15 protein-coding genes are annotated in these 16,365 nt (G+C 33.8%); 11 read left to right on the forward strand and 4 right to left on the reverse strand.

Going from position 1 to position 16,365, the window contains the following annotated elements:
- Positions 1 to 22: 22 nt before the first annotated feature.
- Positions 23 to 2,509: a DUF5686 and carboxypeptidase-like regulatory domain-containing protein gene (locus BC952_RS00310; protein WP_121363744.1), complete on the reverse strand. Its 2,487-nt coding sequence runs from the start codon at positions 2,507 to 2,509 to the stop codon at positions 23 to 25.
- A 124-nt stretch (positions 2,510 to 2,633) separates the two neighbouring features.
- Positions 2,634 to 3,614, reverse strand: coding sequence for a pyruvate dehydrogenase complex E1 component subunit beta (locus tag BC952_RS00315; RefSeq protein ID WP_091255586.1), 981 nt, complete (start codon positions 3,612 to 3,614; stop codon positions 2,634 to 2,636).
- Positions 3,615 to 3,903: 289 nt separating this feature from the next.
- On the opposite strand from BC952_RS00315, the gene BC952_RS00320 reads away from it, so the two are divergent.
- The 4 genes from BC952_RS00320 (at position 3,904) to BC952_RS00335 (ending at position 7,383) form a co-directional block, all read left to right on the forward strand.
- Positions 3,904 to 4,650, forward strand: a complete 747-nt coding sequence (locus BC952_RS00320; RefSeq protein ID WP_091173183.1) for an electron transfer flavoprotein subunit beta/FixA family protein — start codon at positions 3,904 to 3,906, stop codon at positions 4,648 to 4,650.
- Between the two features lie 102 nt (positions 4,651 to 4,752).
- Positions 4,753 to 5,721: an electron transfer flavoprotein subunit alpha/FixB family protein gene (locus BC952_RS00325; RefSeq protein WP_121363745.1), complete on the forward strand. Its 969-nt coding sequence runs from the start codon at positions 4,753 to 4,755 to the stop codon at positions 5,719 to 5,721.
- A gap of 138 nt (positions 5,722 to 5,859) precedes the next feature.
- Positions 5,860 to 6,489, forward strand: coding sequence for a bifunctional nuclease family protein (locus BC952_RS00330; RefSeq protein ID WP_091173180.1), 630 nt, complete (start codon positions 5,860 to 5,862; stop codon positions 6,487 to 6,489).
- Between the two features lie 69 nt (positions 6,490 to 6,558).
- Positions 6,559 to 7,383, forward strand: a complete 825-nt coding sequence (locus BC952_RS00335; RefSeq protein ID WP_121363747.1) for a thymidylate synthase — start codon at positions 6,559 to 6,561, stop codon at positions 7,381 to 7,383.
- Between the two features lie 23 nt (positions 7,384 to 7,406).
- Here the strand turns inward: BC952_RS00335 and BC952_RS00340 are convergent, their stop codons facing one another.
- On the reverse strand, positions 7,407 to 7,703 hold the full coding sequence (locus tag BC952_RS00340; RefSeq protein ID WP_121363749.1) for an isoamylase early set domain-containing protein: 297 nt from the start codon (positions 7,701 to 7,703) through the stop codon (positions 7,407 to 7,409).
- Positions 7,704 to 7,941: 238 nt separating this feature from the next.
- Between BC952_RS00340 and BC952_RS00345 the strand changes: the two genes are divergently transcribed.
- The 4 genes from BC952_RS00345 to porT all read left to right on the forward strand — a co-directional run bounded on the left by BC952_RS00345 (position 7,942) and on the right by porT (position 10,814).
- The gene (locus tag BC952_RS00345; protein ID WP_091173158.1) at positions 7,942 to 8,277 is read left to right on the forward strand and encodes a 2TM domain-containing protein; all 336 of its coding nucleotides are present in this window, start codon (positions 7,942 to 7,944) and stop codon (positions 8,275 to 8,277) included.
- A 12-nt stretch (positions 8,278 to 8,289) separates the two neighbouring features.
- A complete protein-coding gene (locus BC952_RS00350; protein ID WP_121363751.1) occupies positions 8,290 to 8,772 on the forward strand; it encodes a dihydrofolate reductase in 483 nt (160 codons plus the stop codon).
- A 558-nt stretch (positions 8,773 to 9,330) separates the two neighbouring features.
- A complete protein-coding gene (ubiE, locus tag BC952_RS00360; protein ID WP_121363753.1) occupies positions 9,331 to 10,062 on the forward strand; it encodes a bifunctional demethylmenaquinone methyltransferase/2-methoxy-6-polyprenyl-1,4-benzoquinol methylase UbiE in 732 nt (243 codons plus the stop codon).
- Positions 10,063 to 10,085: 23 nt separating this feature from the next.
- Complete coding sequence (gene porT / locus BC952_RS00365; protein WP_121364889.1) at positions 10,086 to 10,814, forward strand: type IX secretion/gliding motility protein PorT/SprT; 729 nt, start codon at positions 10,086 to 10,088, stop codon at positions 10,812 to 10,814.
- A 34-nt stretch (positions 10,815 to 10,848) separates the two neighbouring features.
- Here the strand turns inward: porT and BC952_RS00370 are convergent, their stop codons facing one another.
- On the reverse strand, positions 10,849 to 11,577 hold the full coding sequence (locus BC952_RS00370) for a TrmH family RNA methyltransferase (RefSeq protein ID WP_121364890.1): 729 nt from the start codon (positions 11,575 to 11,577) through the stop codon (positions 10,849 to 10,851).
- A gap of 37 nt (positions 11,578 to 11,614) precedes the next feature.
- Here BC952_RS00370 and tamL point away from each other — a divergent pair, with 37 nt between their 5' ends.
- The 3 genes from tamL to accD all read left to right on the forward strand — a co-directional run bounded on the left by tamL (position 11,615) and on the right by accD (position 16,240).
- Positions 11,615 to 14,182: a translocation and assembly module lipoprotein TamL gene (tamL, locus tag BC952_RS00375; RefSeq protein ID WP_121363754.1), complete on the forward strand. Its 2,568-nt coding sequence runs from the start codon at positions 11,615 to 11,617 to the stop codon at positions 14,180 to 14,182.
- 60 nt (positions 14,183 to 14,242) lie between these two features.
- Entirely contained in the window at positions 14,243 to 15,310 is a 1,068-nt protein-coding gene (gene fbaA / locus BC952_RS00380; RefSeq protein WP_121363756.1) for a class II fructose-bisphosphate aldolase, read from the forward strand.
- A gap of 75 nt (positions 15,311 to 15,385) precedes the next feature.
- Complete coding sequence (accD, locus tag BC952_RS00385) at positions 15,386 to 16,240, forward strand: acetyl-CoA carboxylase, carboxyltransferase subunit beta (RefSeq protein ID WP_121363757.1); 855 nt, start codon at positions 15,386 to 15,388, stop codon at positions 16,238 to 16,240.
- Positions 16,241 to 16,365 lie beyond the last annotated feature (125 nt).

Genomic DNA, 16,365 nt, shown 5'->3' on the forward strand with positions numbered 1-16,365 from the left:
TAGTGTACAGCTGGAATGGCTCCTAAAAATTAAACCCGAACGATCCTTTTACAGTAAAACGATTCGTGTCCGGCGTATTGAGATAATTGGCTCGCCATGCGAAATCGATGCGGAATACTTTGAAGATATTCCCAATTCCAGCGCTGTATTCCCAATAGCCTTTTTCAGGTGCATTGTATATTAAACCAGAAGCATTAATCGCTCTATTTTCATCAGAAATGGTTCCATAAACCCCTTTTACTGAGACAATTTCTCTCCAATTGAGTTTGCGCATGAACGGTATTCTGGAAAAAATTCGGCCATTGAAATTGTGATTCCACTGCAAAGTAGCATATTGGTCTGACACAAACTCATAAAAATTAAGGTTGCTAAACGTGTTTTCTATAGTAAAATAGGTTTGATTTCCTGGAATAACGCTCAGTAATCCTAACGGCACTTTCCCGAAGGTTTTCCCCACTTCCATAATAATATTTGTTCTTCCTAAAGGCCCGATAATTATAGGTTGTTTATAATACAATTGTACTTTATCATATTTAAAATCACTATCCAAAAGCCCTTTGAATCCATGACTGTAATTAATAAAGAAACGACTGAACGGACTGTCAACATTGCTTCTTTCAACTCCAAAACCTATCGTTTTTCTCTTTGGCGAATACTCAATCTGAAAGTTCGCTTCGGATTGTTTGACATCACTTTTAGTAATAGAGTTTGCTATATCCGTATAATAATCTAAACTAAAAGTTGGCGATGCGGACTCCAGCGTACGGTACGAAATACCAGCTTGGAAAATCAAATTTTTAACAGGCTCCATTTCTATCGCCATATTGGTCAAATTGATATTAGTCAATTTCCCGTTGCTACCGGACGAAAATACGGAGGACGAAGCAAAACTTCTGCCCAAAACATCGTTCGTAGTGGTTAAACTGGCGCCTATTTGTTCAATGTCGCGCCTATTTCCTCCGGACAAAATAATGCGGTTTTTTTTATCGACCATCCATTTTCCTGAAAATCCATATTTAAATTTATCGTCATTAAACCCATACGCTGTGTAGGCTTGAATACGCCAAGGATCATTAGGTCCAAAATAGGTTCTTCCTCCCACTCGCAATCGCACTCCTTCGACTTCATTGTATCCAAATGTGGAAAAAACAGGTCCGTAATCGAAGTTTTTAAATTCTACATAACCGCTTCCTAGTATGGAAACTAAGCTGTACAATTGTTTAAATTTATTTACAGTTTGCAATGTATCCAGCATTTTATAAACGCCTAATTCATCCTTGCTTAGGTTTTCAAAACGGTTTTCATTCCAGTACTCATTGGATTTATTGTAGACTTCATCATCCATATAATTGACTTCATCTTTATAAAAAGCATCCGGCAATTCTTTATTGAATTGATGGTTTCTATAAAAACTAGTTCGTTTTCCATAAACGCCTTTGGAATTTTCTTTTTTGTTCAAAGCAAAATCGGACATTAAATAATCCTTAGTCAATAAGAAAACAGAGTCACTGACCACTTCAAATTCCTGCTCTAAGTAAATATCTTTTACCCAGTTGATATTGGCGCTTTTGGTAACAGCCATATTAATTTTCTTGATGGCAAATGTCGAATCATTCACCCAGAAATCCCCTTTGAAAGTCAATTCGTTTTTACGTCTTGGATAAAAAACAATATTATAACACCATTTATTGTCAATATACGCACTGTCTTTCAAGACATAATTATAAACATCAATTCCTGTTTTAGACAATGGACTGGTAAAACTTTTGTCAAAAAAAGTCAAGTAATTATTGTAAATATTATAATCTGAATACAAGTCTTTTACAAAAGATAAAATTTGTTGATTCCCATTGAAACCAGATGTTTTATTGGCTTTTATTTTCTCTTTTACTTTCTTTAATTTGTTGTCTCCATAAACATCATTGAGAGATTCATTTATAAAAATAGGCAAATAGGTTTTCCCGGTTACTCTGGAAGTATCCATTTGATCGAATATAAATTCCATGCCTTTGAAAAGCTTACTTTTCATAAAAGCACTATCAATAGAGTTCATGTCAAATTCTATTTTTTCATACTTTTCCATCTGGTATTGATCAAACTGATACAACCCATTTTTACGCTTTCTTTCCCAAATTTTTCTTAGGATGTCTAGTGCCGGATTGTTCTTTTTGGAAGTTTTTCCGGCAAAAACCACTACTTCATTTAAACTTTCGGCTTCATTCAGCTGGATTTTGAAATTATAATTTACCGGTTTATCCAAGATAATTTCTTTCTCAGAAAAACCTACCGAAGAGATAACTAAAGTAGTATGCGTTTTTTGAGATTCTAGGTAAAACTTACCGTCTTCATTAGTCACAATTCCTTCGCTGGAACCTTTGAAAACCACATTTGCAAATGGAATGGGTTGATTTTGTTTATCAACCACGACCCCACTCACTTTTGTTTGCGCAAAAACAGTACTTGCTGAGACCAATAACAAAAGCACAAAAAACAAGAGATTCTTTTTCATAATCATTCAAAAAAAAACTTCATCAAATTAAATAATTGATGAAGTTATTAAGTTTAGACTTTTAGATTACTAGAAATTTTAGATTAAGATTTTACAATCAAAAAAATATAATAATCTAAGTGATCTATTTTTTATACAGTACTTTTTTAACCGCTTTTACTACATCACCAGCATTTGGCAACCATTCTTTCAATAAAACTGGAGAGTAAGGTGCTGGAGTATCCGCCGTTGTGATACGTTGAATAGGTGCATCCAAGAAATCAAAAGCGCGTTCTTGAACAATATAGGTAATTTCAGAAGCGACACTTGCAAAAGGCCAAGCTTCCTCAAGAACTACTAATCTGTTTGTTTTTTTAACCGATGTTAAAATCGTCTCATAATCCATAGGACGTACCGTTCTCAAATCGATAATTTCACAAGAAATTCCTTCTTTGGCTAATTCGTCAGCAGCAATATGTGCTTCTTTGATAATTTTACCGAAAGAAACAATCGTTACATCCGTACCTTCACGCTTGATATCCGCAACTCCTAACGGAATTACATATTCACCATCTGGAACTTCTCCTTTATCGCCATACATTTGTTCTGATTCCATGAAAATCACAGGATCGTTATCACGAATAGCCGCTTTCAACAAACCTTTAGCATCATAAACCGTAGATGGAACTACTACTTTAAGACCTGGAGTATTCGCAAACCAGTTTTCTAATGCTTGTGAGTGTGTCGCTCCTAATTGTCCTGCCGAAGCTGTTGGACCACGAAAAACGATTGGTACATTAAATTGTCCTCCGGTCATCTGACGCATTTTGGCAGCATTGTTTATGATTTGGTCAATCCCAACTAAACAGAAATTGAACGTCATATATTCCACAATCGGTCTACATCCATTCATTGCCGATCCTACTGCAATACCAGTAAAACCAAGCTCAGCGATAGGAGTATCAATGACTCTTTTCTCGCCAAATTCAGCAAGCATTCCTTTAGATGCTTTATAGGCACCGTTATATTCTGCAACTTCTTCACCCATTAAGTATATTGACTCATCGTGACGCATTTCTTCACTCATCGCTTCGCAAATGGCCTCTCTAAATTGTATCGTTCTCATATTATATGTTGTATGTCTAATTTTCGAAAAGCAAAAATAAATATTTTAAATCACTTAAAAGCATAAATTACCCTAAATTAATATAAGATTCACTACTATAATTTTCAGGAGCTGTTTCCGGCTATCCGCTGTATCTTCCTGTGGCTAAAGGAGCCACAAGAAGGATGCCGCTGCTATCCGGGCTACGAAATCGAAATAGTATTAAAAAAATATTATGCATGCATAGTATATTATTCGAATTAATATTTTAAATTTGTAAAAGAAATTAAGAATAATTAAATATATACTTATGAAAATATTAGTTTGCATCAGTCACGTTCCTGATACTACTTCAAAAATTAACTTTGTCAACGGTGATTCTGAATTTGACACCAATGGAGTACAGTATGTAATCAATCCAAATGATGAATTTGGTTTAACACGTGCTATTTGGTTTCAAGAACAACAAGGCGCAACGGTTACTGTTGTAAATGTTGGAGGACCAGAAACCGAACCAACTTTAAGAAAAGCATTAGCAATAGGCGCGAACGAAGCTATTCGTGTGAACGCAACTCCTACTGATGGATTTTTCGTTGCCAAACAACTTGCTGAAGTAATTAAAAACGGAGGTTACGATGTAATCATTGCCGGAAAAGAATCTTTAGACTATAATGGCGGAATGGTTCCTGGAATGATCGCTGGAATTTTAGGATACAACTTCCTAAACTCTTGCACTAACCTTACTGTTGACGGAACAAACGTAAAAGCTGTTCGTGAAATTGACGGAGGAAAAGAAACTGTTGCTACTACTTTACCATTAATCATTGGTGGACAAAAAGGATTAGTGGAAGAAAAAGATTTGCGTATTCCTAACATGAGAGGAATTATGACTGCAAGAACGAAAGCATTGACAATTCTGGAGCCAGTTGACGCTACTGTAAATACAAAAGCAGTAAAATTTGAAAAACCAGCTCCTAAATCAGCCGTGAAATTAATTGCTGCTGACAATTTAGATGAATTAATCAATTTATTACACAACGAAGCGAAAGTAATTTAGTAATCAGTTTTCAGTCTCAGTTTTCAGTTCCAAAACTTTAAACCTGACCCGAGAGCTTTGCTCGAACAGGCGAAGCAAACTTTAAACTTTAAACAAAAAATCATGTCAATATTAATATACGCGGAATACGCCGAAGGAAAATTTAAAAAAGTAGCATTCGAATTGGCTTCTTACGCAAAAAAAGTAGCAGAATCTTTAGGAACAACTGTAACGGCAGTGACTGTAAACGCAGGAGATGTTTCTGAATTATCGAAATATGGAGTAGACAAAGTTTTAAAAGTAAACAACGATCAATTATCAGGATTTACCGCAAAAGCATACGCTGATGTCATCAAACAAGCGGCTCAAAAAGAAAACGTAAAATTAGTTTTACTTTCATCTACTACAGATAGTATTTACCTTTCCTCACTTGTTGCGGTAGCTTTAGAAGCTGGTTATGCATCAAATGTGGTTGGATTACCGGTTTCAACGTCACCTTTTCAAGTAAAAAGAAATGCTTTTTCAAACAAAGCGTTCAATATTACTGAAATCGCAACAGACGTAAAAGTGCTGGGACTTGCAAAAAACTCGTATGGGATTTTTGAAACACCTTCAACATTAACTGAAGAAGATTTTAACCCAACTATTGGAGACAATGATTTTGGTGTAAAAGTAGAATCAGTTGAAAAAGTTTCTGGAAAAGTTTCCATAGCTGACGCTGATATTGTAGTATCGGCTGGTCGTGGATTGAAAGGTCCTGAAAACTGGGGAATGGTAGAAGAATTGGCAACCGTTCTTGGAGCTGCAACTGCTTGTTCAAAACCAGTTTCTGATTTAGGATGGAGACCTCACGGAGAGCACGTAGGACAAACTGGAAAACCGGTTGCTACAAACCTTTATATTGCGATTGGAATTTCTGGAGCAATACAACACATTGCGGGAATCAACTCTTCTAAAGTAAAAGTTGTAATCAATAGTGATCCCGAAGCACCATTTTTCAAAGTCGCTGACTACGGAATTGTAGGCGATGCATTTGAAATTGTTCCACAATTGATTGAGAAATTTAAAGCTTTCAAAGCTCAGAATTCATAAATTATAGCATACCATTAATTTAAATGCTACTTAAAAACAAGATTTTGTATCTTTGCTTTTAAGTAGCATTTCTTTTTTGAAGTTGCTGCTTAATTTTTTATCAAAAAAAGTACATCGTACTTTCCCATAACAACAATTATGAGCTTAGTTAAATTATCCATAAAAGGAATTTCATACAGTCAAACTCAAAACGGAGCATACGCTTTGATCTTGAATGAGGTTGACGGCGAAAGAAAATTGCCTATCGTAATCGGTGCTTTTGAAGCCCAATCCATCGCCATTGCTTTGGAAAAAGAAATAAAACCACCACGTCCTTTAACCCATGATTTATTCAAAAATTTCGCAGAACGTTTTGACATTGTAGTAAAACAGGTCATCATTCACAAACTGGTAGATGGCGTTTTTTATTCTAGTATCATTTGCGAAAGAGATAAAATCGAAGAAATCATTGATGCAAGAACTTCAGATGCCATTGCTTTGGCGTTGCGTTTTAACGCTCCAATTTTTACTTACAAAAACATTCTGGATAAAGCAGGAATCTATTTGAAGGCAAATCCTTTGGAAAGCAATAATGATTCTCAGGAAATAGATGATGTCCTTTCAAATCCTGACACTTTTGGTCTTGAAGAAGAGAGCAATCAATCTGGAGAAACCTATTCTAAACACAGTCTGCAAGAATTGAATGAACTGCTCGACCAAGCAGTTTCCCATGAAGATTATGAAAAAGCAGCTAAGATCAGAGATGAAATTTCGAAGAGAGAATCGTAAATCGTTAATAGGGTTATTTGTCAATTTGATTGCAAATAACTAATTAAAAAATCACCGAACCAACCAAAAATGAAGCAATATTTAGATTTAGTGCAACACGTGATGGAAAACGGTTGTCAAAAAGGAGATCGGACAGGAACAGGAACAAAAAGTGTCTTTGGATACCAAATGCGTTTCGACTTGAATGACGGTTTCCCGATGGTTACCACCAAAAAACTGCACTTAAAATCTATTATTTATGAATTGCTTTGGTTTTTAAAAGGCGATACCAATATCAAATATCTTCAAGAAAACGGAGTTAAAATTTGGGATGCTTGGGCTGATGCAAATGGTGACTTAGGACCTGTTTACGGACACCAATGGCGCAACTGGAATAGTGAAGAAATTGACCAAATCTCCGAATTAATTAAAGAGTTAAAAACCAATCCTAACAGCCGCAGAATGTTGGTTTCGGCATGGAATCCTTCGGTACTTCCTGATACTACAAAATCATTTGACGAAAATGTTAGCAACAATAAAGCCGCTTTGCCTCCTTGTCACGCCTTCTTTCAGTTTTATGTTTCTGATGGTAAGTTATCGTGTCAATTGTACCAACGTAGTGCTGATATTTTCTTAGGTGTTCCTTTTAATATTGCTTCGTACGCATTACTCACGATGATGATTGCACAGGTTTGCGACTTGCAACCCGGGGAATTCATTCACACTTTTGGCGACGCACACATTTACAACAACCATTTTGAACAACTCGAATTGCAGTTGTCACGTGAGCCAAAACCATTACCTAAAATGATTTTGAATCCTAATATAAAAGACCTCTTCGCATTCGATTTTGACGATTTTACTCTAGAAGGATATGAACCGCATGCCTTGATAAAAGGTAGTGTCGCAGTATAATGCAATAAAAAACGGTGTTTTAGCTATACTACTAAAACACCGTTTTCATTTCCTGCAAACTCATTCCATTTGAAAGAATCTGCTTCCGGTTCATTGACAAACGTACCGTCAATTACATATTTAAATTCGTAGGCTGAATCTTTTTTTACATCGAACACCCCTTTAAAAGTACCATTTTTCAATTTGCTTAAAGCACCTTCAGCAACATTCCAATTGTTGAAATCGCCAACAACAGAAGCTTGACTTGCTTCTTTTGCCACTACCGAAAAAGTAACTTTACAAACTGGTTTTGTTTTTATAAATTGCTTCTTAATTGCCATAACTAATTCATTTATAGATTTATAAAACAAAGTAAACGAAACATATTGGAGTTTCAATAGCCAAAGTAAAGATTTAATGAAATACAGTAAACAATGTTAATTTTTGGCAAATTAAATAATTTAAACCTTATAAATTTTACTATTCAAAAATCAGAAAACGTTTTCTTCCAAAATAATACAGAGTCAAAACAGTGACTTTGCAAAATAAATTTTACCTTTATAAACTAAAATAAGATTGATGGAAAAAGAATTACACGAACAATATGAATATGCAAGAAGAAGAATAAAACAAAAGAAACGACTGTATTATCATTTTGTTCTTTTCGTTCTAGGAAGTTTGCTCTTATTTGTTGCCCATAATTTCCTTGATAGCACTGTAGTTACTGATTGGTATCTTTGGATCATTACAATCTGGCTGTTCCTATTTATTCTTCATTTTATAAAAATTTTCATCACAGACCGATTTATGAATAAAGATTGGGAAAGAGAACAAATAGACCGTCTTGTCGCTTTGCAAAAAAAGAAAGTAGATCAATTGCAAACACAAGTAGCTAATGACGAACTTAAACAATAGCAAATAATAATTATGATAATAATGATTGCGGCTGTTGCCGAAAATAATGCACTTGGGAAAGGCAATAAATTAGTCTGGCATTTGCCAAATGATTTCAAAAGATTCAAAGCACTGACTTCCGGGCATCATATCATAATGGGAAGAAAAACATTTGAAAGTTTCCCCAAACCATTACCTAACAGAACCCATATCATCATCACCAGACAAAAAGAATATCAAGCTGAAGGATGTATGATTGTTGACAGCATGGAAAAAGCACTTGAAATTTGCCCCAAAGATGAAACCTCATTTATAATAGGTGGTGGAGAAATTTACAACATAGGACTTCCTTATACTGATAAAATAGAAATTACACGAGTACACCGTGACTTTGAAGCGGACGCTTATTTTCCTGAAATAGATCCTAACGAATGGAAGATAATACTATCCGAATTCAATGAAAAGGATGAAAAACATCTTTACGACTATACTTATCAGACTTTCACTAGAAAATAAAACAAAAAAACATCCTTTTTACGGGATGTTTTTTTTAACCATGATTAGGAGAAATGAACTACTCTTGAAAGAGTATTTGATAACATAAAATAAAAATTACAAATACTAATAACACTCCAGAAATGGAGATTATAATATTTGATGTTTTTTGAGAATACATCTCAAAAAAGCCTTTAATACCAAATACCACGAAGGTACTAAAGACGAAAAAAATTAAAATTTCCAAAAACAAATTTAATCCTAAGAACGTGTGTTGCGCTTTAAATACAATACAGTTTTGTAAAACAGTATTTTCAAAACAGCTAACAAGAACAAATGAGATGATTAGCACTAAAAACATCCATTTGATTTGGTTCACTGACTCTCTTTTAATCATTTAATATGGTTATTTCTTGAACACAAATTTGTACAATAAAAACTGGCGTTGCAATACCCACTTTTAGTGATATTTCAAATAAAAGCATTTTTTATTTTTTAAAAGAAATAAAACTCGATTCAAATTTTTGAAACTCATTTTTAGTTCATCAAGTTTGTCCTATATTTGTACAAATTAAAAAAATGTCAGAAAAGATAACTCCCTATAAAAATTCTGCCTTAGGCAAAAAAGAACAAGTTGCGCAAATGTTCGACACTATTTCAGGAAATTATGACAATCTTAATCGTGTCATCTCTTTCGGTATAGATATAAAATGGCGTAAAAAAGTATTGCAAATGGTTGCCAAATCCAATCCGAAAATAATTTTGGATATTGCTACAGGAACTGGTGACTTAGCTATTTTGATGGCACAAACCAATGCTGAAAAAATTATTGGTTTAGATATTTCGGCTGGAATGCTGGATGTGGGAGAAAAAAAAATCGCTGCAAAAAATTTATCTGGCACTATTGAAATGATTTTAGGAGATTCCGAAAACATGCCTTTTGAAGACAACTACTTTGATGCAATCACAGTTGCTTTTGGTGTCCGTAATTTTGAAACATTAGAAAAAGGATTAGCTGAGATTTTAAGAGTTCTAAAGCCAAATGGCGTTTTTGTGATTTTAGAAACTTCAGTTCCGGACAAAACACCTTATAAACAAGGATACAATTTTTATTCTAAAAATATACTTCCAATCATTGGCAAAATATTCTCAAAAGACAATGTTGCTTACGGGTATTTGTCTGAATCAGCAGCTGCATTTCCTTATGGCGAAGCATTAAACAATATTTTGAGAAAAATTGGGTTTATAGATGTTGTAGCATTACCCCAAACTTTTGGCGTTGCTACTATTTATTCAGCTTCAAAAAAATAATACTGGAAATTTTCAGCATGCATATGAAAAAAATTTTTGTCTTACTTTTACTTTCCTTAATAACAAAGGGATATCCTCAGTTTACTAAAAATATATTTAGTAAAGACCCCATTATTAATTTAGAAAATTTCCAAAAGCAAAAATTACATTTTGGATTTTATTTAGGATTCAATTCTTACGATTTTAAGATTGATTATAAAACTGAATCACCCGATATCCTTGTCAATAAAACTACCGGTTTTAATGTAGGACTTGTTACTGATTTAAGACTGCACGAATACATAAATCTTCGTTTTGAACCTGGATTATATTATACTAAAAGAGATTTAAATTATGATGAAAGCTACTTTAGCACAACAAATGTTCCCTTCACATCATCAAACAGATTAAGAGAGGTCAATAGTACGTATATTAATTTCCCTCTTTTATTAAAATTTTCATCATTGAGAACAGGAAATATTCGTCCATTCCTTTTGGGAGGCGCATCAGCAACCTTAAATTTATCCAGTAATTCTAAATCTAAGGATGATAATTTAGAACAACGATTTAGGGTGAAATCTTGGACTACAAATTATGAGTTGGGATTTGGAATCGATCTTTTTTCAGAGTATTTCATCTTTTCTCCTTCGGTAAGAGGTGTTTTTGGATTAAATGATGAACTAATCAGGGACAAAGATCCAAACAGCCCTTGGACTGGCAACATTGAATCTATGAAAACGAGAGCGGTATTCATAAATTTTACTTTTCATTAAAAAGAGAAAATTTGTCCTTGATAAAGAATTTAAATTAAGAATTTCTTCGAAACTCACTTAGAATTATAGCCGTAGCAGTCGCTACATTTAAACTTTCCGTTTTTTGCAGCTCTCCAAAACGAGGAATTGTAAGTCGGTTTGAAATTAGCTCTTCCAGTCCCATTGAAATTCCATTAGCTTCATTACCCATAACAATAACTCCTTCTGTTGGCAATGTAGATTTATATATATTCGCCCCATCCATAAAAGTTCCATACACAGGAAGTTTTGTTTGAGCCACAAACACATTCAAATCAACATAATTCACATTAACTCTAGCTATTGAACCCATTGTTGCCTGAACCACTTTTGGGTTGTAAAGATCAACGGTTTCTTTTGTACACAAAACCTGTCTAATACCAAACCAATCACACAATCGCAATATGGTCCCTAAGTTTCCCGGATCACGGATGGAATCAAGTGCTAAAATCAAACCTTTTTGGGCGATTTGTTTTTCATCTGGCATTTTAAACACTGCCAAACAGGAGTTTGCGGTCGACAAAGCACTTATTTTTTTTAAATCGGCATCGTCAATAATTGTTTTTCTTTCATTGGAAACTTCCTCAAAATCATTTTGAGTTGAATACAAATGTTCCAACACAAAATTAGATTCCAGTAGTTCGCGAATCACTTTTACACCTTCGGCAAAAAATAATTTATTAGCGGTTCGATATTTTTTTTGCTGTAAACTCGTTATAAGCTTTATTTGGTTTTTACTAACCATAAAATAATGTACTTTTGAATTAAATATTATAGAACAATTGAAAAAAGTTTCCACAAAAATAACAGCATTTATTCTAATTGCAATACTAATTTCCGCTTGTAACGCTGTAAAAAGAGTTCCTGATGGCAAACACCTGCTTACAAAAAACGAAATTCTAGTAAATAACAAAAAAACAAGCGAAGAAAATGTGTTCAATCAATTGTATCAAAAACCCAATAGCAAGTTGCTTGGCTACCGCCTACGATTGAATTTATACAATTTAGCCAATCTGAATCCAGACTCTACCTATCAGGCAAAATTCACAAATAATCCAAAAAAACATGAACAAATGTCCAAATGGTTATCGGCAAAACAAGTGGACAGATTAGGCAAATCTTTTTGGTACAAAGGCATTCATGATTTTTTAAAAAGCACAGGAGAACCTCCGGTCATCATCGACAATGCAAAAACGGATAAATCCATATTACGCTTGAGATACTATTATTTCAATAATGGCTTTTTTAATGTAAAAGCTACATATAAAGTAGACAGTTTAAAAGCAAAAAAGGCCAAGATAAATTATGTGATTACAACGGGAGAACCTTATTTTTTAGACTCATTAAACACTACTATTTCAACCCCAGTTTTAGACTCATTGTATGCGATTGAGAAAAACAATAGTTTTATTAAATCCGGAAAACAATACAAAACTGAAGATTTTGAGAACGAAAAAAATCGAATCACCACACATTTCAGAAACAATGGTGTTTATTTTTTTCAACCCAATTACGTGAATTTTGATATTGATACAATCAAAAAAATAAATAAGGCAAATGTAAATTTAATCATAAACAATTATTCTTATCAAGAAAGAGATTCCAGTAAAACAGAACCTTTTAAAATGTATAGAATAAGCGATGTAAACATTTACACGGATTACTCCGCTAGTACGGCAAATGAAAAATTTACAGACAGCGCGACATACAATAACTTTAATTTATTTAGTCACAAAAAATTAAAATACAAACCTAAGGCTATAACAAATGCAGTTTTCATCACAAAAGGCGGGTTATATGCGGATTACAAAACTGTTTTAACGACTCGATATCTAAATAATCTCAAAATTTTTAATTACCCATCGGTTCAATATGAAGTAGATAAAAGAGACTCTACCGCAAGTTCCTTGATTGCAAAGGTATATTTGACTCCAAGAAAAAAATACAGTTTTGGAGCCTCTTTTGACGTAACACACTCAAACATACAGGATATTGGAATTTCATTTAGCCCTTCTTTATCGATCCGAAATGTATTTAACGGTGCTGAAACCTTAGAAATTTCAGGTCGGACCAATATTGGCTCTTCAAAAGATTTAGCCAATCCTAACAATCAATTTTTTAATGTCTCCGAGTATGGACTTGATTTCAAATTAAACATTCCACGTATTTTCATGCCCTTTAGAACTGAAAAAATCATTCCCAAAAGCATGATTCCTTCCACATTAATAGCATTAGGTTTCGCCACACAAAAAAATATTGGATTAGACAAAGAAAATTTTACTGGTGCATTCACTTACAATTGGACACCCAAAAGATACAATACAGCCCGATTCGACCTGTTCAACATTCAATTTGTAAGAAACCTAAATCCACAAAATTATTTCAATGTATATAGTTCTTCGTACAGGGCTTTAAATAGTTTGGGTAAAGAATACAATACAAATCCTTCCTATTTTAATAATAGCATTGATAAAGATTTAATAATTGAAAAAGGAACCGCTGGATTTACTAATGACGTGTTATCCGGTAATGCTAACTTTTTGAAACCAATTACAGCCGAAAATTTTCAAACAATAAAAAGCATTGAAGAGCGAAGACTGAGACTTACTGAGAACGATTTTATTTTAGCTACAAGTTTTACTTTTTCAAAGACGACTAAAAAAGACTTAGCTGACAAAGGATTTTATCTTTTTAAAACTAAAATAGAATCTGCAGGAACACTTTTATCTCTATTTGCAAAAACCACTAATCAAGATAAAAATTCAAATGGAAATTATGATATATTCAATTTAGAATATTCAGAATACATAAAAACAGAATTTGATTATATCAAACATTGGGATTTAACCAAAGAAAAAATATTTGCAATTAGAAGTTTTTTTGGAATAGCAATTCCCTTTGGAAACTCCGACAACATTCCTTTCTCAAGAAGTTATTTTTCTGGGGGATCCAATGACAACAGAGCTTGGCAACCCTACAGCTTAGGCCCCGGAAGTAGCGGAGCAACAAATGATTTCAATGAAGCCAATCTTAAAATTGCACTTAGTGCCGAATATCGATTTAAAATATTGGGCAGTCTTAAAGGAGCACTTTTTGCAGATGCAGGAAACATCTGGAATGTACTTGATAATGTTGAAGATGAAAAATCAAGTTTTACTAGTTTGAGTGATTTAAAAGAGATTGCTTTAGGTTCTGGATTTGGTTTTCGATACGACTTGAGTTTTTTTGTAATCCGTTTTGATTTCGGATTTAAAACTTACAATCCATCCAGCGAAATAGGCAAAAGATGGTTTCGAGAATACAATTTCGGAAACTCAGTTTTAAATTTCGGAATAAATTATCCGTTCTAATGCTAATTAATTCTTATTTTTGCAAAACTAAAAACTAAAAAAATAACTAAAAAAAACACAATGGCACATAACATAAAACCAGGCGTAGCTACAGGAGATCAGGTTCAAGAAATTTTTAATTATGCTAAAGAAAAGGGATTTGCACTTCCGGCAGTAAATGTTACAGGATCAAATACTATCAATTGCGTTCTTGAAACTGCAGCAAAGTTGAATGCTCCGGTTATTATTCAATTCTCTAATGGAGGAGCACAATTCAATGCTGGAAAAGGACTGTCTAATGTAGGTGAAAAAGCAGCTATCGCTGGTGGAATTGCTGGTGCATTACACATTCATACCTTAGCGGAAGCATACGGAGCAACGGTAATTTTACATACTGACCATTGCGCCAAAAAATTATTGCCTTGGATTGACGGTTTGTTAGATGCTTCAGAAGCACACTTTGCAAAAACTGGAAAACCATTGTACTCTTCTCACATGATTGATTTATCTGAAGAGCCAATCGAAGAAAATATCGAAATTTGCAAAGGCTATTTAGCCCGAATGAGCAAAATGGGAATGACACTTGAAATCGAACTTGGAATTACAGGTGGTGAAGAAGACGGTGTTGACAACTCAGATGTTGACAGTTCAAAATTATACACGCAACCTGAAGAAGTTGCATACGCTTATGAGGAACTTTCTAAAGTAAGTCCTAGATTTACAATTGCTGCTGCTTTTGGAAACGTACACGGGGTTTACAAACCAGGAAATGTAAAATTGACTCCAAAAATCTTAAAAAATTCTCAAGATTTTGTTCAAAATAAATTCAATACAGGTCACAACCCAGTGGATTTCGTTTTCCACGGTGGTTCAGGTTCTACATTGGAAGAAATCAGAGAAGGAATTAGCTACGGTGTAATAAAAATGAATATCGATACTGATTTACAATTTGCTTTTACGGAAGGTATTCGTGATTATATGGTCAAAAACATCGACTATTTGAAAACTCAAATTGGAAACCCTGAAGGCGCTGATGCTCCAAACAAAAAATATTACGATCCAAGAAAATGGCTACGTGAAAGTGAAATTACTTTCAATAAAAGACTTGAACAAGCATTTGCTGACTTAAACAACGTGAATACATTATAATAAAAAGTTTAAAGTTTCAGGTTTAAGATTTCAAAACTTTAAACTTTAAACCTGGAACAACAAAAACAATGAAATATGGCTTGGTTTAAAAGAAAAGAAAAAGGGATTACTACAGCTACCGAAGACAAAATGGACATTCCAAAAGGACTTTGGTACAAATCTCCAACTGGAAAAGTTATTGATGCCGACGAACTAGCTCGTAACTTATTTGTAAGTCCTGAAGATGGTTTCCATGTTAGAATTGGAAGTACAGAGTATTTTCAAATTTTATTTGACAATAATGAGTTTGTTGAATTAGATAAAAACATGACTTCTAAAGATCCTTTGCATTTTGTTGACACAAAAAAATATGCAGATCGATTAAAAGATGTTATGGAGAAAACTAAACTTAAGGATGCAGTTCGTACTGGAGTTGGAAAATCCAAAGGAAAAGATATTGTGATTTGCTGTATGGATTTCGCTTTTATCGGTGGTTCTATGGGAGCTGTTGTAGGTGAAAAAATTGCCAGAGGAATTGACCATGCGATCAAAAACAAACTACCCTTTGTAATGATTTCAAAATCTGGTGGAGCAAGAATGATGGAAGCAGCTTATTCATTAATGCAATTAGCTAAAACATCTGTAAAACTCGCTCAACTTGCTGAGGCAAAATTACCATACATTTCATTATGTACGGACCCTACAACTGGAGGAACAACTGCTTCTTATGCTATGCTGGGCGACATCAATATATCTGAACCAGGCGCACTAATTGGATTTGCCGGGCCTAGAGTCGTTCGGGATACAACCGGTAAAGATTTACCAGAAGGTTTTCAAACTGCTGAGTTTCTTCTTGAACATGGTTTCTTAGACTTTATAACACCAAGAAAAGAATTGAAAGACAAAATCAACTTGTACATTGATTTGATTCAGAACAATAATATTAGATAAATAAAATAATCCCGATAATTCGGGGTTGTTTGTTTAATCGAAATACTTGTTGATATTTAAACAAAAAGGCTTCTAAATAATTATTTAGAAGCCTTTTTGTTTAATTAAACTCGAGAGTCAAATTA

The sequence above is a fragment of the Flavobacterium limicola genome (genome assembly GCF_003634755.1).
Lineage (GTDB): Bacteria > Bacteroidota > Bacteroidia > Flavobacteriales > Flavobacteriaceae > Flavobacterium > Flavobacterium limicola.

Coding starts and splice junctions, on each gene's coding strand:
- BC952_RS00315 (WP_091255586.1), bottom strand. CDS start 3,614: ATGAGAACGATACAATTTAGAGAGGCCATTTGCGAAGCGATGAGTGAA.
- BC952_RS00310 (WP_121363744.1), bottom strand. CDS start 2,509: ATGAAAAAGAATCTCTTGTTTTTTGTGCTTTTGTTATTGGTCTCAGCA.
- ubiE (WP_121363753.1), top strand. CDS start 9,331: ATGTCAGAAAAGATAACTCCCTATAAAAATTCTGCCTTAGGCAAAAAA.
- BC952_RS00335 (WP_121363747.1), top strand. CDS start 6,559: ATGAAGCAATATTTAGATTTAGTGCAACACGTGATGGAAAACGGTTGT.
- porT (WP_121364889.1), top strand. CDS start 10,086: ATGAAAAAAATTTTTGTCTTACTTTTACTTTCCTTAATAACAAAGGGA.
- BC952_RS00330 (WP_091173180.1), top strand. CDS start 5,860: ATGAGCTTAGTTAAATTATCCATAAAAGGAATTTCATACAGTCAAACT.
- fbaA (WP_121363756.1), top strand. CDS start 14,243: ATGGCACATAACATAAAACCAGGCGTAGCTACAGGAGATCAGGTTCAA.
- BC952_RS00320 (WP_091173183.1), top strand. CDS start 3,904: ATGAAAATATTAGTTTGCATCAGTCACGTTCCTGATACTACTTCAAAA.
- BC952_RS00345 (WP_091173158.1), top strand. CDS start 7,942: ATGGAAAAAGAATTACACGAACAATATGAATATGCAAGAAGAAGAATA.
- BC952_RS00370 (WP_121364890.1), bottom strand. CDS start 11,577: ATGGTTAGTAAAAACCAAATAAAGCTTATAACGAGTTTACAGCAAAAA.
- BC952_RS00340 (WP_121363749.1), bottom strand. CDS start 7,703: ATGGCAATTAAGAAGCAATTTATAAAAACAAAACCAGTTTGTAAAGTT.
- BC952_RS00350 (WP_121363751.1), top strand. CDS start 8,290: ATGATAATAATGATTGCGGCTGTTGCCGAAAATAATGCACTTGGGAAA.
- BC952_RS00325 (WP_121363745.1), top strand. CDS start 4,753: ATGTCAATATTAATATACGCGGAATACGCCGAAGGAAAATTTAAAAAA.
- accD (WP_121363757.1), top strand. CDS start 15,386: ATGGCTTGGTTTAAAAGAAAAGAAAAAGGGATTACTACAGCTACCGAA.